This window comes from Acinetobacter sp. 226-1, from assembly GCF_030329325.1.
Classification (GTDB): domain Bacteria; phylum Pseudomonadota; class Gammaproteobacteria; order Pseudomonadales; family Moraxellaceae; genus Acinetobacter; species Acinetobacter sichuanensis.
On the sequence record NZ_JACANU010000003.1, the window covers coordinates 522,423 to 543,411 of the forward strand.

18 protein-coding genes, 1 tRNA gene and 1 pseudogene (1 of these 20 running past the window's edge) are annotated in these 20,989 nt (G+C 36.6%); 11 read left to right on the forward strand and 9 right to left on the reverse strand.

The features are described from left to right. Positions 1 to 28, forward strand: a tRNA-Gly gene (locus HX124_RS08570); it begins 148 nt to the left of the window's first position. Positions 29 to 479: 451 nt separating this feature from the next. Here HX124_RS08570 and HX124_RS08575 read toward each other — a convergent pair. After that, positions 480 to 689 carry a helix-turn-helix domain-containing protein gene (locus HX124_RS08575; RefSeq protein ID WP_084792783.1) on the reverse strand — a complete coding sequence of 70 codons (210 nt, stop codon included), beginning with the start codon at positions 687 to 689 and terminating at the stop codon, positions 480 to 482. A gap of 110 nt (positions 690 to 799) precedes the next feature. Between HX124_RS08575 and HX124_RS08580 the strand changes: the two genes are divergently transcribed. The 5 genes from HX124_RS08580 to HX124_RS08600 all read left to right on the forward strand — a co-directional run bounded on the left by HX124_RS08580 (position 800) and on the right by HX124_RS08600 (position 3,821). Beyond that, positions 800 to 1,015 carry a hypothetical protein gene (locus HX124_RS08580; RefSeq protein WP_004684369.1) on the forward strand — a complete coding sequence of 72 codons (216 nt, stop codon included), beginning with the start codon at positions 800 to 802 and terminating at the stop codon, positions 1,013 to 1,015. Between the two features lie 12 nt (positions 1,016 to 1,027). Next, entirely contained in the window at positions 1,028 to 2,209 is a 1,182-nt protein-coding gene (locus HX124_RS08585; RefSeq protein ID WP_286382863.1) for an Arm DNA-binding domain-containing protein, read from the forward strand. Beyond that, on the forward strand, positions 2,202 to 2,450 hold the full coding sequence (locus HX124_RS08590; protein ID WP_130130609.1) for a hypothetical protein: 249 nt from the start codon (positions 2,202 to 2,204) through the stop codon (positions 2,448 to 2,450). Before HX124_RS08585 ends, HX124_RS08590 begins: the two co-directional genes overlap by 8 nt. Positions 2,451 to 2,518: 68 nt before the next feature. After that, positions 2,519 to 3,067, forward strand: a complete 549-nt coding sequence (locus HX124_RS08595; protein ID WP_286382861.1) for a DUF1376 domain-containing protein — start codon at positions 2,519 to 2,521, stop codon at positions 3,065 to 3,067. A gap of 10 nt (positions 3,068 to 3,077) precedes the next feature. Continuing rightward, entirely contained in the window at positions 3,078 to 3,821 is a 744-nt protein-coding gene (locus HX124_RS08600) for an ATP-binding protein (protein ID WP_120367694.1), read from the forward strand. 53 nt (positions 3,822 to 3,874) lie between these two features. On the opposite strand, the gene HX124_RS08605 is transcribed toward HX124_RS08600, so the two are convergent. Genes HX124_RS08605 through HX124_RS08630 form a run of 6 tightly spaced genes read right to left on the reverse strand, consistent with a single transcriptional unit; the run spans position 3,875 to position 12,995 of the window. Then, positions 3,875 to 7,078, reverse strand: coding sequence for a DEAD/DEAH box helicase (locus HX124_RS08605; protein WP_286382858.1), 3,204 nt, complete (start codon positions 7,076 to 7,078; stop codon positions 3,875 to 3,877). Between the two features lie 11 nt (positions 7,079 to 7,089). Beyond that, on the reverse strand, positions 7,090 to 8,490 hold the full coding sequence (locus tag HX124_RS08610; RefSeq protein WP_286382856.1) for an EH signature domain-containing protein: 1,401 nt from the start codon (positions 8,488 to 8,490) through the stop codon (positions 7,090 to 7,092). Positions 8,491 to 8,495: 5 nt separating this feature from the next. Continuing rightward, positions 8,496 to 9,227, reverse strand: a complete 732-nt coding sequence (gene zorB1, locus HX124_RS08615) for a type I Zorya anti-phage system protein ZorB1 (protein WP_031980558.1) — start codon at positions 9,225 to 9,227, stop codon at positions 8,496 to 8,498. A gap of 18 nt (positions 9,228 to 9,245) precedes the next feature. After that, positions 9,246 to 11,303 (reverse strand): anti-phage ZorAB system protein ZorA, encoded by a 2,058-nt coding sequence (gene zorA / locus HX124_RS08620; protein WP_120367697.1) that lies wholly within the window; start codon positions 11,301 to 11,303, stop codon positions 9,246 to 9,248. Positions 11,304 to 11,340: 37 nt separating this feature from the next. After that, positions 11,341 to 12,402: an HNH endonuclease gene (locus HX124_RS08625; RefSeq protein WP_286382852.1), complete on the reverse strand. Its 1,062-nt coding sequence runs from the start codon at positions 12,400 to 12,402 to the stop codon at positions 11,341 to 11,343. 2 nt (positions 12,403 to 12,404) lie between these two features. After that, positions 12,405 to 12,995, reverse strand: coding sequence for a class I SAM-dependent methyltransferase (locus HX124_RS08630; RefSeq protein WP_120367699.1), 591 nt, complete (start codon positions 12,993 to 12,995; stop codon positions 12,405 to 12,407). A gap of 151 nt (positions 12,996 to 13,146) precedes the next feature. Here HX124_RS08630 and HX124_RS08635 point away from each other — a divergent pair, with 151 nt between their 5' ends. Continuing rightward, a complete protein-coding gene (locus HX124_RS08635; protein WP_225530336.1) occupies positions 13,147 to 13,476 on the forward strand; it encodes a DUF4236 domain-containing protein in 330 nt (109 codons plus the stop codon). A 99-nt stretch (positions 13,477 to 13,575) separates the two neighbouring features. Then, positions 13,576 to 13,890, forward strand: a complete 315-nt coding sequence (locus tag HX124_RS08640) for a hypothetical protein (RefSeq protein WP_004835523.1) — start codon at positions 13,576 to 13,578, stop codon at positions 13,888 to 13,890. 151 nt (positions 13,891 to 14,041) lie between these two features. Here HX124_RS08640 and HX124_RS08645 read toward each other — a convergent pair whose 3' ends face one another. Further along, positions 14,042 to 14,296, reverse strand: a complete 255-nt coding sequence (locus HX124_RS08645) for an SAM-dependent methyltransferase (protein WP_025469532.1) — start codon at positions 14,294 to 14,296, stop codon at positions 14,042 to 14,044. Positions 14,297 to 14,556: 260 nt separating this feature from the next. On the opposite strand from HX124_RS08645, the gene HX124_RS08650 reads away from it, so the two are divergent. Genes HX124_RS08650 through HX124_RS08660 form a run of 3 tightly spaced genes read left to right on the forward strand, consistent with a single transcriptional unit; the run spans position 14,557 to position 20,721 of the window. Further along, positions 14,557 to 15,231: a hypothetical protein gene (locus HX124_RS08650; protein WP_087013839.1), complete on the forward strand. Its 675-nt coding sequence runs from the start codon at positions 14,557 to 14,559 to the stop codon at positions 15,229 to 15,231. Then, the gene (locus HX124_RS08655) at positions 15,231 to 17,504 is read left to right on the forward strand and encodes a hypothetical protein (RefSeq protein ID WP_286382849.1); all 2,274 of its coding nucleotides are present in this window, start codon (positions 15,231 to 15,233) and stop codon (positions 17,502 to 17,504) included. The genes HX124_RS08650 and HX124_RS08655 overlap by 1 nt, the downstream gene beginning before the upstream one ends. Then, a complete protein-coding gene (locus HX124_RS08660) occupies positions 17,488 to 20,721 on the forward strand; it encodes a site-specific integrase (protein WP_286382847.1) in 3,234 nt (1,077 codons plus the stop codon). Before HX124_RS08655 ends, HX124_RS08660 begins: the two co-directional genes overlap by 17 nt. Positions 20,722 to 20,797: 76 nt before the next feature. Here the strand turns inward: HX124_RS08660 and HX124_RS08665 are convergent. Then, positions 20,798 to 20,911 (reverse strand): annotated as a pseudogene (locus HX124_RS08665) (integrase core domain-containing protein); the annotation flags it as partial. Between the last annotated feature and the right edge of the window lie 78 nt (positions 20,912 to 20,989).

A 20,989-nucleotide genomic window follows, 5' to 3' on the forward strand; every position in this document is an offset into this window, starting at 1 on the left:
GGGAGTTCGAGTCTCCTTTCCCGCTCCAGATTCAAAAAAGCCCTGATCGAAAGATTGGGGCTTTTTTATTGTTGATTTTATAATATTTTTTAAAATAAGAAAGCTTTTTAGACTGCTTTCAAATAACGTCTATCCCAACGTCTTCAATTTGCAGGTGACCATAAGTGACCAAAAAGTGCCTTCAATAAATCAAAAAGATAAGAACCCCTTTCTAAAACTGCTTAAAAAATTATTCCACCGAAAATTTCTATGTCATTAGACTTCTATTATTTTCAATTCAATATTTTTACAAGATCAAATAGGATCGTGACCAAATTTGGTCACGCAATAAAACTCTCGACAAATACAGATCATTTTAAGTTTTTAAAATTCAGTCCTACTTAACTCAACATCTACATACTTGTCCCACAATCAAAAATACTCTAAAAAAATAAGGTGACCAAATTTGGTCACCTTAATTTCATAAATATTTCATCGTCTTAAGATTCTTCAGCTTGTAATTTCAGAAGATCTCCTACCTCTACATTTAATAATAAACAGAGCTTCTCAATAGTTTCAAAATCAATACGAGTCGATTGACCATTATAAAGTTTATGCAGAGTGGTTTTACTCATCCCTGTTTCACGCGCAACATCCGCAACCTTCATTCTGCGTTCTGCTAATAAGACTGGCAAATTGCAAACTATCATTAATTACCACCATTGTGTAATAAAGTACTTGCATGATGTATTAAATGCTTATAGTATTGCATTGTAATCTTAAATAACATCATTGTGATACTTTTTAAAAGGATATACATATGAACTTCACGTATCTTACTACAAAAGAACTTTCGGAACGAATTCATTACAACGAGCGTACTATCCGAAATCAACTCAAAGATAGCGTCTTACTTGAAGGCGTTCATTACATTCGCCCATTTGGTGGGCGCAAAATTCTTTTTGTTTGGGAACGCATTGAGGAAGATATGACAAAAACCTCGTTCGGCTCTCTTCATAGCCTACAACTACAATAGGAGTTCAATCACATGGCCTCAATCCGTACAAGATACGGCAAGCTTACAATTGATTTTCGGTACTTAAATAAGCGTTGCCGTGAAACAACTGCAATGGAAGATACACCTAACAATCGTAAAAAACTTGAAAAAGCGATTGAACGTATGGAAGCTGAAATGCTCTTAGGTGTATTTGATTATGCAAAATATTTTCCCAAAAGTGCTCGACTGGCAGAAATTAAAGCTGCTGAAAACCAAATCAATGCAGTGAGTTCTAAAGCACCTGTTTTTTCTAAGTACTGTGAAATATGGGTTGCTGATAAAGAAATAGAATGGCGTAGCAGCTATGCAGAAAAAATTAGGATTGTTATTCGAAAATATTTAACTCCATATTTCGGAACAATTCCTGTTATTAACATCAAAAAGTCAGACATCCTTGGATTCCGTTCATCCCTCGCCAAAGTGACATACGGAAATAACCAAGAATGCCTTTCACCATCACGAATCAACCAGATTATGACAGTACTTCGTATGATACTAGATAGCGCATCCGAACGATATGATTTTGATAGCCCTTACAAAAACATAAAAAGTTTGAAAGAAGGTCGGATTGAAGTCACGCCTTTCTCTCTTGAAGAAGTTCAGCGAATTATTACATCTGTTCGTGACGACTTTAAACCTTATTACACCATCCGCTTTTTTACGGGTATGCGCACCAGTGAAATCGATGGCCTTCAATGGAAAAATATCGACTTGCAACGTCGTGAGATCCATATCCGTGAAGCGTTAGTGAATGGTGTTCTTGGTGGAACCAAAACGTATGGTTCTGACCGCACGATCCAGATGAATGACCGGGTGTACCAAGCCTTTCTGCAACAGAAAAGCTTAAATAATGGTAAATCCAGTTTTGTTTTCTGCAACCGTGATGGTGGTCCTCTAGACTACCGTTTAGTGAATAAACGTGTCTGGCATCCCCTGCTACGCTATTTAGGACTAAAGCCTCGTCGTGCTTATCAAACACGTCATACCGCTGCAACGCTCTGGCTGTCGGCAGGCGAGAATCCAGAATGGATCGCACGCCAGCTGGGCCATTCAACGACTGAAATGCTGTTCCGGGTCTATAGCCGCTACATTCCCAATGTTACGCGCCGCGATGGCAGTGCATTTGAAGCCATGCTGGAAAAACTAAATACGGAGGAGCTTGCACATGAATAGTAAAGCTTTCTTTGGTGGTGTGGTCGTCAGTCCTGAAGCAGATATGGTCGCTCGTGAATTAATCCATGAGCTACACATTCCCAAACTGCACAATCTGGCCTTTTTGCTGGAAATCAATAAATGCTTCGATGATCACCAAGCATTAAGACTTTGGTTACAGCGAATGCTGGATGAAGGGCAAGCCCATTACGACGACCTGGCCCAACAGGCCCGCATCCGGTTAATGAGCCTGGCTCCCTGATCAAATAAATATACAAGGTTATCTAATTGATGACCTTAGCCCCTCTATACCTATAAAAAGGTGAACATATGCATAAAGATATTTCAATTTGGATGCCACTCTATATTGGCGACTTACAGGCAAAATTTGCACGAATGACTGCAGAGCAAATCGGTGCAGCACTGCTGTTAATGATGGATTTCTGGAAAAATGGAGCTATTCCTCATGATTTAGCAACGGTATGCAGCATCACGAAATTACCGCAGCATACCAAGGCTAAAACTTTGTTGAATACGCTGACAGCATTGGAATTATTTGAAGTCGAATCTGAACAAATTCTTTCAAGTTTTTTAACCAGTTTAAAAAACCAAGCGTTGCAAAATCAACAGATGAAATCTGATAAAGCTAAAAATGCAGCTCAAGCACGCTGGAATAAATCCGCAAGTAATGCTCAAGCATCAACCAAGCAACGAAAAGTAAATGCTCAAGCAACTCCTGAGAAGAGCCCGAGTATTACTCAAGTCATGCTTGAACCATGCCCTTCATCTTCATCTTCATCTTCATCTTCATCTTCATCTTCATCTTCAAATTTTGAAGAAAAAAATGAGGATTTTTTAGAAAATTCCAAATGGATTTAGGAGAGTGATCATGAATACCATGCTTAAAACACTCCAGTTTCACGCAGAAACAACGGAAACACTCTGTCCTACCCATCATATACCCCTGATGGAAATTGCAGGTCACAGGCTCTGTAAATTGTGTGCCAAAGAAACTGTCCATCACTCACATGCAGCCTATGAGGATGAACTGCAACAGCGATTGCTACAACAGAAAATCAAAAACTCAGGGCTCAATAAACGCTATCTGGACCGTGGCTTCAAGAATTTTGTAGTTGCATGTCCTGCTCAAGACAATGCCATCAAACTATGTCAGGCTTTTGCACAGCAGATTATTTCTGGCCACAATCCGAACATGTTGATGATTGGTACACCGGGTACAGGTAAAACCCATCTGAGTGCATCAATTATTCGCAACATTCTGCATAACAGTACAAAATCTGCACGCTATTATACAAGTGCAGAAATCGCTCAAAAAATGATGGACACTTGGTCAGATGCCTCACGCTCTGAAAAGGAAGTTATTGACCATTTCTCCAGTTTTGATTTATTGGTGATTGATGAATATGGCCTGCATGACCGGCACGAAAAACGCCTAGAGATGGTTCATAAGGTCTTATATAGCCGTTATGACAACATGAAATCTACCCTGCTGATTTCCAATTTCACAGTCCAAACTCTACAGCGGGATTTAGGTGCCCGATTATGGTCACGATTACATGAAAACAATTTGATCATTGTTCCATGCTACTGGGCAGATCAAAGGATTACTTAATACTACTTGCAAAAAAGAGCCTTGTTAGACGGCTCTTTTTAACTTCTCTTTTTTTAAATTAAGTGGATCAATTCCTTACCTAGATCAGTATTTGGTTTCAGCATATCATCTGCCAGAGCCCGCTTACTTGATAAAAGTCGGTCTAATTTTATCTCAAAAGTATCAAAATCATTTGCTGCTATTGATGGGTAGTAAACAAAAACTTCTTTATCTTGTCCTATACGATACGCACGGTCAGTTGCCTGATCTTCCTTGGCAGGATTCCAACTGCGCGTATAATGAATGACATGATTAGCTTTTTGGATATTAACGCCAAAACCTACAGCAGTGGTTGATAAAATAATTACATTAAAACCACTAGTTGCTTGGAATCTATCAATAAGATTTTGCCGTGTTAAACCTTTTTTGCTGCTTGTATTTGAATCCCCATTAACGGTTGTAACATTTAAGCCGAATCGTTCTAGAAGAATCCGTTTCAGGAATACTTGAATATCTCTAAATTCAGTAAAAATAATAACTTTTTCATTCTTTGCCTTAATTGCATCTAATGTTTTAATCAACCAATCTACTTTAGGTGATTCATGAATTGAAGCATTCGGTTGCAATTGGAATGGATGTGCACAAATCATTCGCATACTGTGCAGTGAAGCCAACATCGCACCTTGATTACCTTCTTCAGACAACTTTCTGTAGCGATTAATTACATCGGCATATAATTGACGTTGAAGTGAAGAAATCGTAATATTTTTACAATGATTTACTTCAATTTTTTCTGGTAAGTCAGCAACATCATGTTTCATTCGTCTTAAAACTTGTGGTGCAATCAAGTTTCGTAATTGTTCCAATACTTCATTATCCACATTATCAAGATTTTCTATAGGGCGACGATAAGTTTTTCCAAATTCATTCAATGACCCTAACAAATTTTCTTGGATAAAATCAAATAAGCACCATAGATCAGTCAATGAGTTCTCAACAGGAGTGCCTGTACATGCAATTTTGAAGTCCGCTTTTTGAGCTTTAGCCGCTTTAGTCACCATTGCTGTAGGAACTTTAATTTTTTGTGCTTCATCGCAAACCATAATTCCCCAATCAATTCGTGCTAAAGAAAACTCTAGATCACGCATCGTTTCATAGGTTGTGAGGATAATATCCGCATCACCTCGCCAATCTTCTTCAAGCAAATGGGTAATACCATGATCATCTCTTAATTGAGCAGATATTAAATGCTTGGGAATTTTTCGATCTTTTAAATTCTCACCATATAGACTTAGGATTTTAGCAAATTTAGCACTAAAGAACCGATTTGCTTCTGCCTCCCAGTTTTCTAATAATGAAACTGGAGCAACCACTAAAACTGGTTTTTTATCTTTTGCATTTTCTAAATATTCACCAATAAAACACAACAATTGTAAAGTCTTACCCAATCCCATATCGTCTGCTAAAAGACAACCACTTACCTGTTCTGGTGCGTATCGATGTAGATTCTGCAACCATGCAACCCCATACTCCTGATGCGGTTTTAAACCGAATTCCTGACTTCTGAAACTTAAAGGTAATCTAGCCGGAGGATGGTTCTTCTCATCAAAAACCAATTGATCTGCTCGTTGTTTAGTAAACTCAGCTTTATCAATGTTATTTGCGATGAGTAATGTATCTTTCTTTTTTTTCTGTAGATTAACCGTAGGTTCTTCTAATGTTTCAATTGCTTCTTTTCTATTTGAATCACTCAGACTATTTAATAATTTTTTAGCGTCATCTACTGAGACTTCAGTGTTCGCATTAGGAATTAGAACCTGATCTTTACCTTCTTGCTCAGCCTGCTTGATACGCTGTTCAAGCAACTCTAATACCTCATCGGAGAAGCGATCTTGCAGTTGTTGCTCCAACTCCATGAGATGCTGTGGCAACCACTCTGATTCACCACTGTCTCTTTGAATAAACTCAGAGTTTAGTTTTTGTGCTTCACCGATACCAATGACCCGATCACTGTAATTAGATAGATCTAAAACTTGCTGTGCTTGTAACTCATCTTCGTATTTTTGGATTTCTGTTAGATCACTTTTTAACTCTTGAACCTGATGATCTAAATAGCTCGTTTTATCAATTGTATAACCCGCCCATATGAAAATTGGTGATGGCTTTTCATAAGCAGAGATAAAATATTTTGTTTGCTCTAGATTGGAGAGTTCCAACAGAATCGATTGTTGTTCACGGCCAGAATTTTCATTAAGAGTTAATTGAGCAGAAACATAATGCGCTAACTCATTATAAAATTTATCTATCTGTAAGCTGTAACTATAGATTTCTGCATCTTGCTTTGATTTTTCAAAACCTTCAGGAGAGATGACCTCTGTGGCATCATCTCCTAATTGCGCGAAGGGGTTATGCAAAAATGTTTGAGCGCGCTCACCAGATACACGTCTATTCGGCATCTTTTTAATTTCACTCAGTACATTTTTGACTTGAGGATCAATAACTACATGAGCGACTCCACCATCTGGTAGGCTAATGCTATATTGATCTTGTACCTGATTATAGCGATCAAAAGTTTGCAACCAATTTGACGGTGCCTCATCAAAGTCGGGCTGTACTTCTACAACTGATTCCTGACTAATCAAGTTTTTACGTAGATTCAATTGTAATTTTTCAGGTGCAAGTACCACGGTCTTACGAAGAAACTCATCTAAATTTGCTTGACTTCGATTGGCTAAACTTCGTATTTGAGCCCAATACTTTTGATTTAGCTTATTATCTTTATTTGAAATACGAGCAAATTCTTTAACTTTTTCTACAAGTTTCCAAGTCGTTTCATTCAGTAAATATTCTTGACCATCAACATTCAGTACCGCACCTATTCGTTTAATTAGGCCTTTAGACTTAATCCTATTTTGATCACACCATCCATCCAGAATGATTTTAAAATCAGGATCACTTAATCCTCCCTCACTACGAATCACTGGATGTAAAGTTGTTGGACTAGGTAAGTTGAGTAAATTAAGTACGTTACTATGTTCGGGATTTTGCTGTAGCTGAAACAGCTCCTCCCATGGCAATACATACTGATCATCCAGGAGATACGCGATATCTTCTTCTTCTAGACTTTCCCAATAAAAATCAGCATCAGTTTTAGCATTTTGTTGATAAGGATAAATCAATCCTACTTCATCATATTGTAAAGACTTTATACTCACCACCAAGTTATCTTCAACAACAGAGTCAGTACTTTTTTTCTTTTTCCAGAATGCTAGCTTCATGCCATTACCTTTTAATAATGCCTTTTATATCTTGAATTAGAATTATTTGCTTGACTGGAAAAGATTCCCAATTCAGCTAATTTTTCATCAAATCGTATTTGCCAACCTGGTGTATGACTTAATTTTAATAAGTGTACCCATGGTTTGAGCTCATCAATACTGACCTCCCTTGCTCTTTCACTATAAGGTATTGAATTTGTAATATAACAAGCATTACCTACACTCGAAAAATCCATAACATAAACATTTTCAATTTTGAGCATAAAAGCATTATTATTTGCAGTCGATCGAGTTAAACGTTTTAGCCTTCCTTTATTCATTTCTCTAAATTTAATATGCTCTGCCTGAGTCGAGTGTAATGCATTAGGACCTAAGAAAATCTGGGAAAAAGAAATCTTATCAATATATTTAATCCAGTAATTAAAACGTTCTATATCTGCTACGCGACTGAATAAATTGAAAAAAGCTTCTAAATCTGCCCTTACAAACCACTGAATCACCATTTTTTTGGTATCAACATTTACGTTATTCCATCCCGCTGATGATTCATACTGAGGATTACCCCACTGATCCAATGCTAGATGTTTTAATACCTCATGTACTTTCTCTCTCTGAGAGGTACTAGCATACCGTTCTAGAAGCGCAGCTAAAATATCCGTCGCATATATTTTATTTTTTTCAAGCAATACTAAAAAACGTGGGATAATTTGAAAATACTCATCTTCTTTCATTGTCTTGATCGACTTAATTGCAGATCGAATCAAATCATCCCAAAACCAACTAACCGAAGCTATTCTTAAACTTTCTAATTGATTAGCAACTCTGTTTTCATCATTATCTTGTAAAAATTCACGTACAAATTTTTTCGTAGGTTCTGTGGTTAAAACCTCTGAATTATCTATAAGAGTCGTCATCCATTTTTTAGGCCGAGTTGAAGCTTTAAATATCGAAGATTTATTTTCATCTAGTATTTTTCTTAACTGAATCCAATTACTAGGTAAGTTTTCTAGTTCATGTTGCTCAAAAGCAAAATAACTATACAACAGTGGAAAATAAACAAACTGGAGTTGGTCAATTCCCAATTGGTTGAAATAATCAATTAATCTTACACCTACAGGTGTGAATAAAAGTTTTTCTTCATAATTGGGCAGTTTTTTACTGAGAGACCAAGCCAAATTTTTCCAATCTCGTTTAGTCATCCCATCAAACCCATGTTGTTCAAGTTTGAGAACTGATTTGATAATTTTTTCTTCTAATGGTTGTACATTTTCAAGATCATCGAGTTTATGCTCAATAATCGACAATGTTTTCATTAAACGCTGAGGTCTAACAAATTTAGTCTGTATATGAGTTGGTTCAGAAAATACACTTATTTTTTCGTCAAGACGACGTTTCAGATTCGCAATACTCATCACTATCACCGTGTCAATTGGCATGTTTCAACAGGTGCTGAAACAAAATGAGGTTGCGGTTCAGCGTTCTCTTTTTCTTTTAAACCATAGAATTGCATCCGTAGCTCAACACGACGTGAGGCTTCTTTACTATCCTTAGCTGAATTAAAAGAGACCCCACCAGCTAAAAATAATTGTTTAACCTGGTTCTTTTGTGCTTCAGTTAAACTTAACCCTTGGCTAAACTTGGGATCGAGTAAATTGCACATGACCCATTCTGAACGACGTAAACTTAAGTTTAAGTTATAGAGATATGAACCGTCCGTATCTGTGAATCCTTCAATCACAATTTGTTTAAACCATTTTTTTCCATTTTCACTATTAGCAGCATTTAAAACAATGGGTACTAACGTATTTAATGCCTCTACACCTGCTGCATTTAACCGGTAGTCATTATGGCCAAACCGACCAGCTTCTCCAAAGTTGATACGATTGTCCTTACAATCAACAGCAATAATCTTGTTTTTCAACGCGGCGTCATTTTGAATACTAGTACAAATATCCAAAATCTCTGAACTACGTTGATTTTCGGCTTGAGTCGCTTCATTGATTTTTTTCGTTACGACCATTAATGACACAGCCATTACGACTAAAAACAAGGTCATTAATGCTGTCATTAAATCAGCGAATGAAATCCAAAAAGGTTTTTCACCATCATCTTTAGAACGTGGTTTCTTAGAGTACCTGTTACCTAACATTAATCATGTACCCCAAAATTAGTTTTTCTTTTGTTGTACAAGATCTTCCAGATCTTCTACAAAATTACCCAAGCCCTCTACACCAGTTGCAAGGCGTTTTACAGCTTGATCAAGGGTATTATCAAAAGCTCCTAAAGAATGATTTAAGCTGGTTTCCACTGAGGAACCAAAACTGTCAAAACCTTTCACCAGCACATCACTGACTTGCTCAAGATAATCCTGCATTTCTTTCTTCACTTGATTCAATGCATTTGTCATGTGATTCATATCTTCAAGCATTTTGGTACTCATACCAGCTTCAGATTGAGCTTGTTTAATCAAACCATCTAAAGTACTGATTGCCTGTTTGACACTCTCTTGTGAGTCTTTATAGTCTTTCAATAGAGAGATTAAATTGCTGCTTGCGCTGGTCAAATGCGTAGAGGTGGTACTTACTTCTGCAATTAGCTGTGATGTCTTATCAGTCACTGTAATCAAAGAACTGCCCGCAGTATTAAACTGTTCAGAAGCTAAGCGCATTTTTTCAGCACCGTTATTCATACCCGTAATACTATCCGTTGTCACTTGAGATAATTTCTGAATATTTTCTTTATATACTTGGACCGCATTTTGACTGTGTGCAATCAAATCTTTAATTTCAGTTCCTAAATTATCAATTAATGCAGATGATTGTTCGTGCAGTTTTTGCTGATTTTCTAGAATCACACGATCTTGTTCCATACGCTGTTTCGTGACATCTGACATTAACTCAGACATCGTTCCACCTAGATTCCCCATCAACTCCGAGACTTTGCCATTTAACTGCTCAATCGCATGTTGACCTTGTTCTCCAATTTTTGCGGCACCTTGAGATAAATGATCCACCATTAAATTCATTTGATCAGTCATCTCATTTTGTTTTTGTTGAATATCTTCAATCATTTTCGACATCTGTATTTCTAATGTTTTCGTCGAAGTTTCACTATTAATTTTCATATCTGTCAGTAATTGGGAAAAGCCTAATTGCATCTCCTTCATGGCGGATACTGATTGAGTCATCATCTCATTCATGCCCGTCATTTGACTGCCAAACGTAGACTCCAATTTACTCATAAAGGCTGTAAGCACATCAGTCATGAGTTCTTGGACAGCTGAACCTTGGTCACCACTTACTTGTTGTACGCTAGACGCAATTTTATCTAGAGGTGCTTGCAAGGTATCCGTAATCGATTGACCAATCTGAGTCGCCATATCCTGACTTGATTTCGCATAGCTTTCACTTAACTGTGCAGCAAAAGCAATCTGATTCTTTTTATTTTCCTCAACCAAATTCGTCATCATGACTTTTAAGTCATTAACAAGGCTATCTTTTAATTGACGAGCATTGGTTTCGTTTGCTTGAGAGGATTTTAATAATTTAGCTAGATACTCTTCTCCAGTGGAATCAGTTTCAAAAAGCTTATCAATTTCTGTCGTTAAAATTTCTAAACTTTCATAACATTTTCTTAACCAAGATTTTTCACGCCAAGTAATGAGCATAGCTGCTAAAATAGCTAAACCAGATGCAATAAAAGCCTCACCAACTCCACCTAATAATAATGCCAAACTGTCTTGTACCTTGGCAGGATCACCTGCAGGATCAAATGCAAATAAACCAAATAATAATCCCGTAAATGTCGCAATAATCCCAACACCTGTAATAATTCCAGGTAAATGTTTATAAAATTCTACTTTTAATGGCGTATCAACCAATGCAGATTGTGTAAAAAATACATCACTAGGAGCCGTTGCCCGAGAGGTGATTAAAATATTCTCACCATCTACTGTTTCATAGATATCATGAAACGAACTTTTATAATTAGACCAAGCATGTTTTAAAAGTAAGTTATCTGCAAATTTATTATCCAATTCATGCTTATTCACATTATTTCTATCAATCTCCTTGAAAGAATTACGAATAAACAATAAATCAGTATTTATTTTTTTTGCAGGTTGAATATATTTAAAAAAAAATCTAACGCCAACCGCTAATACAAAAATAAACATAAGCGCAGGAATAATATAGTAATTTTGCAAAAATTCAGCAACAACTAACAAATGAACCCCCTAATTAAAATTTATAAAATAAATAGCATCAAAATATAGCAGATATTGGATGAGATAATATCTTCTTCTCTTTCCCCCCCAACCAAACTACATATTCATTCTCTATTGCCTGCTTATACGCCCAATCGGCAACCCGATGCGAACGTTGCAGATCGGTTAGAAAACCTAATTGAGAAATCTCTCGTGTAATGGATTGATCATGCAGATGATTACGCTCCTGCCACTGATATAAGAGTTGCTGCGATGCTAAATAATTGCTTTTCTGTAAATTACATTTTTCATCCGCTAGGACAAAGTTATGTCCGGTATCCGCAGGATATAGAGACCATGGAATAAAATGATCTACTGCATATTTGGAGTTTTTTAGGCTTTTACCGCAATAAAAACACTGGCATTCTTGCAAATCAATCAGAAAGTCTGCGACCTGTCCTAGTTGGTTACGACTCGGTGCAAACATGAATTCATCTAGGTCAGGTAACCCATCTAATACAACCAGGTTCTGCTTATTCAGCCGGACAAAGTCAATCCAGCGCTTCTGGCACAGCTCTTCAATAATTTCACTAAACTGTCTCAAGCAATACATCACCTTGGGTAACAGCTTGAGGGACTGCTTGGAATCTTTAAGACAATAGAGAAACTCTATAGTTTGGCCATTCAGATTCTGCAAATACACTACTGGCATTTGCTTTACCGTTGTTGCAACTGTCCGCTTTAGCCTGTTCCAGTAATGCACATCCCTTCTCAACGTTCCCAAGGTTTTGAATTCTTGCTGTGCCTTTTTAATCTCACTGATGATTTTTGCTTGCTGTCCAGTGGCTTGTTTAAGGATAAAAGGTTCATAGTGGTTGAACTGAAACGGCAGTGACTGTTTCCAGTACAGGTCAATAAACTTTTCAGCAATATCCTGATAGTCCAAATACAACACAGCTTCGGTATCTTGACCCTGTTCAATCGCCAGACGTGTGATACTCATCAGCAAAGCAAACTTATATGTCGACGTAAAAGTTCCTGAGTGCAATATCTGCTGAATATACTTCAAGAATTTTAGCTGTTCTTGAGGTGTTGGTATTTCGGCTGTACTAAACAACATGTCTAAGCCTGCATTTTTCTAATCAGGATATTTAACCACTCTTCTGTACGGCTTGGACGTTTATCTACAGTAATCCATTGCTGTAACAGTAAAGCCTGATCAATCTGCTTGATTAATTCATGAGCTTGCTGTTCATTCAAGTCAGTAAAGCTACGTCCCTCTTTCTCACGGTCTGTATCGCCACATTTAAAAGACATATAACACACACCATTTGGCTTTAATGCTTTAAATATGCACACCAGCACTTCAGTCAAGCGATCTCTTTCACAGTGCAAAAGAGAAGCACAAGCCCAAATACCATCATACTTAGCTACTTCATTCAGCTCATAAAAACTTTGCTGACGTACCTCGATGCCTGTCAGCTCTCTCGCCTTTTCAACCAGCTCGGCAGAATAATCAATTGCCTCAACTTGATAGCCTTTTTTCTTAAATGCCAAAGTGTCCCGCCCCGAGCCACAGCCCAAATCCAGGATCAATGCCTGTTCCGGCAAATATCTTAGAAATGGTGCGTATAGACTTTCCATTTCAACCTGATAGGTATTTTCAAAAAATGCTTGAGCATGTTGATTGTAATAATTTAATGTTTGATTCATTGTCTAAAAGCCAATATCTTATGTTAAAGAACATACTGATATTTCAATAGATAAGTCAAATGATCAGTCCTATGAATAAATCAAACTCTTATTTCACTGTATCCGGACAACTGAAATAGAAACCAAACTGGTTCTTGTAAATGGAAAAAATATGGGCTTCAGATTTCGCAAGAGTATTAAAATATTACCTGGATTAAAAATCAATCTGACGCATAAAGGCATTAGTAGCGCGAGCATTGGCAAACCTGGTGCTTCTTTAAATATTGGCAAAAAAGGTACGCGAACCAGCGTTGGTATTCCTGGCACAGGCCTATCCTATTCAAAACACCAGCCCTATAAGAACAGAGCTGGCAACCAAGAGAATCCTGTTCAGGAACAACAACCACTCTATACATCACATACTGAGAAACCCAAATCGAATGTCTGGATTTGGGTAATTTTTGGATTATTTTGTTTTATTGTCGGGGCAATTATTTTTTGAATTTAGCCATTCTTTGTACCCCATAATATCCACTGCTAGGCAAAATTTAATTCATTCATTACTATGGACGGATGTTAAATACAATAAAGGCTGCCGCTGATGTCTGATAATGACAGTACTCTGGATTATGATGAAAATGATTTAATCGACTCTCCCTTATCTCAAGTTTTACAAGAGGATAATGAGCAAATTGAAATTCTAATTTATCGATTACCTGATAGTGACTGGACACTGGAAGTGGTAAACCAAAATGGTACTTCTACGGTATGGGATGAAACATTCCCATCAGATCAGGAAGCTCTATCTGTCGCTTTAGATGGAATTAAAGCCGCAGGCGGTATTCAAGCCTTTTCCGAACTCAGTGACCTCGAAGCAAAGAACAATATTTTTCCTGAATCCCTTACTCGCCATTAAAAATGAAGCTGCTGGCTTGGATCTGAATCAGTATTTTCTGGATTCTTAGAACCTGTCGCGATGATAGGTTCACTTCAACCCAAACCCATCTAAGGTTGAGGGGTCAAAATTTTCATCAAACATAAACTCATCTGCTCGCTTTTTTTTAATGTCAAGGCCGAATCTGCGACGCAGAAAAACTCAACTGATTAACCTTAACTCCTGTGAGCTCTCGCACCTTAACTACCAGCTCAGCCGAATCATCTATTACATCAACTTGATACCCTCTATTTTTGAAATACAAAGTGTCACCACCCGACCCACAGCCCAAGTACAAAATCTTTAATTGTGTAGGTAAATACTTAAAAAGGTTCGTACAAACTCTGCATGTCAACTCGGTATGTATTATCAAAAAAAATTTGAGCATTATTATTGTAATAATCAGCTGTACTCATCCCTAACCTATTCATTCTAATCAGCTATGTGAACATCATAATAGAAACATGATATTTTTTGCCAACTCACAAATATAGCTAACTAATAGTGAGTATCCACTCGAGGAGGAAAATTTGAAACTTTCAATAATAAATAAACTTTAAAAACAAGAAAAAAATGATGCCTCCTGCCATATTCAAAAACCCTAAATATACGTGAATATTACTGTATTATTTTTATTCAATAGCACACATGGATTTGACATCTGAACTACTTTTAAAGTTTCCAGCAACACGGATAAGTACTCTAAAAAATTTCAAAAAAAGCAGAATCATCATTCATCCACGTGCTTATGGTTTCAACCTGTGCTACTTAAATATGTTTAAAAGTCTCGCTGCAGATTTAGATATTTCTAATCGTATAAAAGAGCTCCATGTGTGGAAAACCTCAGAATTTGATGGCTACACCATTCTCAATAATATTCAATTATATATTAGCTATTTAAAGCAGGATATTAAGGAGGTTTCGTTAGTTATTCATCAACAACCAAATTTTTCAGATGAGGAATTAGCATTTCTCATAGAGTTATGCAGTCGTGAATTTATTCAATTCATCAAAACTTCAAAATTTGATATTCGGTCGTTAAATCCACGAAAAACATTGCATTTAATTAACACACATCTTTCACGTCAAACACTATTAACCATTAACAAAGAATCATCTTTAAAGCCACATCATCAAATGAGTCTGGAATTGCTAGCACAACTACTTTCATGTTCACGAAATCAACTGAATCAGCGGATTAAAAATATTAATCAACAGCGCACACATATTATTAATGAATTATCACTCAACAGCAGATGTGTAAAAGAACTCGTTGATCACTCTGATAGTTGCCTAAGTACAGAAAAAATTTGGAGATCATAGTGTCGAACGATCTAAACGAGCATATTGATTTGCCAGTTATTTCATTGCAAAAAATGCTTGAAAAACTGTTTGGCGATGAGCAATTTGAGCGTGCCAAACATATTAATTTTGTGGCTAAACTATTGTTTTCTCAACAGACTGACAATTTTTTGGTTGGTCTCAATCTCGATTACTTTGATATCGATGTAGAGTTTGATTCGCAGCTGCCGACACCACCGGTAATCGCTTTCACTAAAAAAGTTAAGATTAGTGATTTACCCATTACGTCATATATCAATTCAATTGCGCAATTACCTGAATCGCAGACGCATGCAAAAAATTGGAATATTCTAGTTTTGAAAGCGGCCATTTATTTAATTGCTCTTCCTGAGCTCAAGCCAGATCTTTTTAAACAAGCACACACAGAACACTTCAATACCGTAAAGCGCTTATTTCAACGTTTTAGAACTGCAAATAAAAACTTAGATACTGAAAAAAAATATCAAAATACAGAAGAGTATCAACGTCTCTGGAGTACCTATCTTCAAGATCCAACACAGAGCTTAGAACAATTTATTCAACATCTGATCACATTAGATACGGATGAATTGCCTGAGTTTGATCGCAATCTACTCAATGATATTCGCATTACTTTTAACTACGTTTTAAAAAACAAAGCGAAGATTGCACGTGCAAGTATCGATACACAGCTTCAACATCAGTTTCTTGATGAAGAACAATTCATTGAAGAAAGTATCGAAATCAAAAAAGGGGGGAAATCTAAAGCACTAAATATAGAAACCTTAATTGATGAGCCTGTTGATCGACAGATAATTGTTGATCCAATTAACATTACACCACTCGCAGCACATTCAGAAACGAGTCAAAGCTATGTTCTACCGCTTGTTGCAAAACATATTCAACGCAAAGAACATTTACTCACGTCGAGTAGTTTTTTTCCGAATCCATCTAGCGTGAACCATCTACTGAAAAGACTTCATGTGGACTACTCTGAACATCAAAATAAAAGTGCTTTGATCCTAATGCTCGCATTTTTGACCGGTAATAGTGTGAATGAGTGGCTATATATACAAAGCAAGCGAGCTAAAAACTTAAATAACCGCCAAAAAATGATCAATAAAAATGATCAATTCTTCTTAAGCAGTAAATTTAATGTATTTGAGAACCGTGATTTTGAGTATTCAGACAGCTTGCTCAATCAGACGATCTATTTAGACATTCCAATCCCTAATCTATTCATTGAGGATCTCCGCAAAATGGATTCGGTTAGTTTCGATGATATACAACAATATTTACGCAAATTAAGACAAGAATTATTGATTCCAAAACTGTCTGTCGTAAAGGTGAGTTCTCTACTGCATCATACGGTTCTTGCAAAAACAGGGAATAAACAACTCGCAGATTTAATCACAGGGATTGATGCCAATCAGTCATCATCTGTTTCTTATTGTCATCAGAATATCCTACGATTACATGCACAATATATTGATATTCTAAAATCACTTTGTGCAGATGTAGCAAGCACATATGAAAGCTGTGTACGTTCGCTCCCTGATTCAATAACTCATTTTGGTAGTCGTAAAGCTCCAAAACCACAGGTCATTACAGAGATTTTTGCTGTATTGAAATTTAATATTTTTTCACAAGCCGAAGATGATCTAATTTCAATCTTTAATCATTATAATATCTGGCTATGGCATATCCTCCTTCTTTTTACAGCAGCACGCCCCGTTGCTGAATTCCCTGGATTTCTTAAAAACTTTAATTTAAAACGCCAAATTTTGATGGTTTCTGACAAAGAAGTAGGCGGCCGTAATGGATTCGGACGCCTCATTCCGCTTTGTTCATTTTTAGTTGAAGAGATAAAAAAATTCCTTAAATTTTTAGAATATTTTTCGACTCAAATCATGATGAGTCATCCAGCTTTAAGTGATGTCATACAACAAATAGAAGCAAGTAAGCTGCCCTTTTTGGGAATCATCCAAAATGATGAGTGGAAACCACTAAGTCCTTCTACAGTCAAAGATTTCCACCCTAAATTAGGACTTGATCATGCAAATTGGCATCGCCATACAGCTCGTGCATTTTTAACTTATAAAATTTCTGAACCAGAAATTTTAGCTCTATTTGGGCATGAACTCATGCAACAAGAAGCAGCACATCCATTTTCCAGTTTATCGCTCTCTCAATTTTCTAAAATTGCAGATGTTTTAGAGCAAATGAGAAGTCAATTTAAAATCGTTGGGATTGAAGTACATGTCATCACTCAATAAAAAAACTTCCAAAAAACGCTACGCTGAAGATAGACGTCAATTCCAACGCAAAGAGCTAGAACAAAACTTACGTGCTGATGCTGAGAATGAACTTCAACAATATTTGGATGAACAAAAATTCTCAAATGACGAATTAATTCAAGCTTACCCTGCGATTTATGAGTTTATTAAACGTAAAGCACCCAATCTCGCTTGGAAAAAATATGCGCATGAATTCTTCCGCACATACATCAAAGCGCTCAATCAGAATAATAACCAAGACTTGCCCTTACCCCATCTCACCTTCGAGATGAAACGCGATGAACCTATTTTCACTTTAGATTGGATCCAGGCCGGTCATGAAATTGACATCATTATAGAAAAACTTTGGGACTACTGGATTCTTGCTCAAGATAGCTCGACGTTTTCTGATGATGAAATTATTGCGAATATCTTGCTCTGCTCAATGCTATATGGTGGACTAAGTCAAACAGCAACACTAAATGCTTTGCTCGAACATTTAAAAAACCCTGGAAAAATCCAAAAAATTTGCGATTTTAATATCATCTTTTTAGAGCCACTTTCTCCAAGCTATGGCGATCTATTTGTTGATGAAAAAACGATACGTAAATCGCGTAATTTTGTTCCAGATGAACTCACACGCCTTTGGCTCATTCATTTCAATACAAGACAAATTCGTGACATCAGTCTAGACGTGAATGCGTATCTGCACCTCATTTTTCAAAAAATAAAACATCCATACACCAACAAGACTTTTAAGTTTTTACGTGACTACGCCAATTTTAATTGGCTACAACTGCCGAATGCAGATGTTGATCCTGCCCTTTCACAATGTTTGTTAGAAAACACTCTCACGTGTGGTTTATCAGAACATGAGTTTGAAAACTTTGCTCTCCCAAAATTTAAAACTCAATTAAGTGATGAAATCGAACGAAATGTCTCTTCTACAGCCAAAGCCCTACCAGATCTCAATACGTCTGAAGCACTAGAAAATATAATATTTATTCATAAAAACTTGCTGAAAATGATTCGCACATCATCAACGGAGCAACCTATTGCTGAACTCATTATTGATTTTTGCCTGCGTCATCAAGAGCAGTTTAATGAGTTTTCTAAACGTATTATTTTGTGGCTCATCAGTCTCTATCGACCAAGTTCAGAGCAAATAAAAAAATTATCAGCTACCTTTGATTTTGATACAACTCAGTACACGAAGGCATTTCAAGACAATCAAAAACTCGTAGATAGTTCAATCTATACATATTACACCCGGATCGCAGAACCGTTTTTAACTCATGCCTTACAATACTTCGATGCCGACGATGACATTAATGATCTGCTGAACAAAATCTATCAACAAATCATTAGCAATACACGCCTTGCTGACGAAGCCAATCAACCCGAATTTAAGAGGTCTAAAGACCAAACGATCCGCATGTTGAAGCGCTTTCACACATTCCAACAAATTGTTTTTCAAGCAGAAGATTTCGAAATTGAATTTATCGCATCGCAAAGTCGACCTCGTGCACGCATCATTGGTCACACAGCCTTCCAAGTAATATTAAAGAAGTTAAATCAGCTCTTACATGACCAATCCATCTCAGACCATCACTATAAATTATTAAAAATCATTTATATTTTGGCTTACCGTACTGGTATGCGTATTAACGAAATACTCGGGTTACGTGTAAAAGATATCGAGGGTTTAAATCAATTTTCTATCTGGGTTCAACCTTATGGTTCAAAAAAACAAGGGAATCAACATCTGCTCAAAACGGATAGTGCGGAACGGATTGTGCCTGCATACGCTTTGCTAAAAGATGATGAGTACCAATTCTTTAGCGATTTCGTTGTTGAAAAACGTTTAGAGGATAAGAAAAGTTTATATTTATTCAGCAACTTGAATGAAAATAAAAAACTGAATAAACACACTGTTACTGTGCCCCTAAAACTGATATTAAATCAGGTCTTTAAAGGGCATCATTACTCCTTTCACTCTTTTCGTCACACTGCAGCGAATCATTTATCGCTTTTACTGAACTGTGAATATGCACCACTTGTGCAAAAGCTAACTGACTATAGCGAAAACGAATATCAAAAAATTCGAGCTGAGCTACTTCAAAATCAACATGGACAAAACCATTGGTTTGTTATTGCACATCTCTTAGGACATATAGAGCCAGTTGAAACATTCAAAAGCTATATTCATTTAAGTTATCTCATAGCTGGTCAAAAACTACTAAAACATCATCCAGATATGCCTAATGAATTGGCTAAAAAAATTATGGGCCACAATGCAACGTTTAAAAATTTGAAAATAACAAATGATGAAAAAGACTTTAATTTTGAAAAGAACCAGAGTGCTCTAGCCACAATATTATTGAATGATCAAACAAAATGGCTTCAAAGTAATGCTACTGACATTTTAGATGAACTGTCGTTACAAATAGATCAATCCCATGATTTTTTTGCTTTCTTTGTTGGAACAGAAGATTCTAAAATTTCACTTCAACGCTTCTATGAAACGCTCAATATATTGGAGACTACTAAAGATCCTAAAAGTACAGCTCAACGTATGTGCTTGCCAGAAGAACTCGTCAATTATTGGTATGAAAATGCTCTAAATTTAGCAAACATTAAATCAAAAAAAGGGAATCCTCGTTTATTTAGTATTGATAGCTCAACCCACTTAAAACCAGCAATGCTTGATAGCGCTGAAGAGCTTCATGCGGTGACTTATTTTTTTGAACATCTACAGAAAATAGCTCGTAAAAATCCAATACAAATTGCATGCGTCCTGAATATATTTTTGAATCGAGTGACCGCATCACACACAGGTATCCATTATCGCTGGAAGGATATCGATCAACTCGAACATTTTTACTCCCAAGTTAAGGCTTTATTTCCTGCCAAATTTTGGCACTTACTTGGACAAGATTTGCAAACAAAGTTAGATGCTAAACAACAGCCTCAACTTTTCAAATTAGCAAAAGCATCAACAGATAAACATCCATCAACTCAAGAGGAATTTCCTCGTCTACAACTCTACTCAGTAAAAGATGGTCATGCTCTTGCTGCATTTAAATTTTGCTTACATCTAGCATGTATTGGTCGCCCACGATCTGTTCAGCTTAATGAGTTAGATGACATAGCGCCTGTTACCCTACATAGACCTATCGCTGAATTACACCAAGAGGAACTTTTTAAAACTGATTAATTTACTGATCAATTTATGATTTCGGTAATACCCCCATTTTTAATTGAATTAATGGGTAGAAAATCTAAAGCCCTTGTTATTGTTTAAAAATAGGTGGACAACCATTTACTGACATATGAGGTCGTTCATGATTATAAAAGTACTGCCAGTCAGTTGTATAGTCCTGCACCTCGCTCAGATCTCGAAATAAAGTAAGCGTCCGCTGAACACACCTTCTGAATTCATCCTATAAGCCTTAATTTAGTCCCCACTTAGAAACAAGTGGGGA

Bases quoted from the DNA above. Each gene is read 5' to 3' on its own strand.
- HX124_RS08640 (WP_004835523.1), top strand. From the start codon at position 13,576: ATGTCTGATAATGACAGTACTCTGGATTATGATGAAAATGATTTAATC.
- zorB1 (WP_031980558.1), bottom strand. From the start codon at position 9,227: ATGTTAGGTAACAGGTACTCTAAGAAACCACGTTCTAAAGATGATGGT.
- HX124_RS08600 (WP_120367694.1), top strand. From the start codon at position 3,078: ATGAATACCATGCTTAAAACACTCCAGTTTCACGCAGAAACAACGGAA.
- HX124_RS08660 (WP_286382847.1), top strand. From the start codon at position 17,488: ATGTCATCACTCAATAAAAAAACTTCCAAAAAACGCTACGCTGAAGAT.
- HX124_RS08630 (WP_120367699.1), bottom strand. From the start codon at position 12,995: ATGAATCAAACATTAAATTATTACAATCAACATGCTCAAGCATTTTTT.
- HX124_RS08605 (WP_286382858.1), bottom strand. From the start codon at position 7,078: ATGAAGCTAGCATTCTGGAAAAAGAAAAAAAGTACTGACTCTGTTGTT.
- HX124_RS08650 (WP_087013839.1), top strand. From the start codon at position 14,557: ATGGATTTGACATCTGAACTACTTTTAAAGTTTCCAGCAACACGGATA.
- HX124_RS08590 (WP_130130609.1), top strand. From the start codon at position 2,202: ATGAATAGTAAAGCTTTCTTTGGTGGTGTGGTCGTCAGTCCTGAAGCA.
- HX124_RS08585 (WP_286382863.1), top strand. From the start codon at position 1,028: ATGGCCTCAATCCGTACAAGATACGGCAAGCTTACAATTGATTTTCGG.
- HX124_RS08645 (WP_025469532.1), bottom strand. From the start codon at position 14,296: ATGCTCAAATTTTTTTTGATAATACATACCGAGTTGACATGCAGAGTT.
- HX124_RS08635 (WP_225530336.1), top strand. From the start codon at position 13,147: ATGGGCTTCAGATTTCGCAAGAGTATTAAAATATTACCTGGATTAAAA.
- HX124_RS08625 (WP_286382852.1), bottom strand. From the start codon at position 12,402: ATGTTGTTTAGTACAGCCGAAATACCAACACCTCAAGAACAGCTAAAA.
- HX124_RS08575 (WP_084792783.1), bottom strand. From the start codon at position 689: ATGATAGTTTGCAATTTGCCAGTCTTATTAGCAGAACGCAGAATGAAG.
- HX124_RS08610 (WP_286382856.1), bottom strand. From the start codon at position 8,490: ATGAGTATTGCGAATCTGAAACGTCGTCTTGACGAAAAAATAAGTGTA.
- HX124_RS08580 (WP_004684369.1), top strand. From the start codon at position 800: ATGAACTTCACGTATCTTACTACAAAAGAACTTTCGGAACGAATTCAT.
- HX124_RS08595 (WP_286382861.1), top strand. From the start codon at position 2,519: ATGCATAAAGATATTTCAATTTGGATGCCACTCTATATTGGCGACTTA.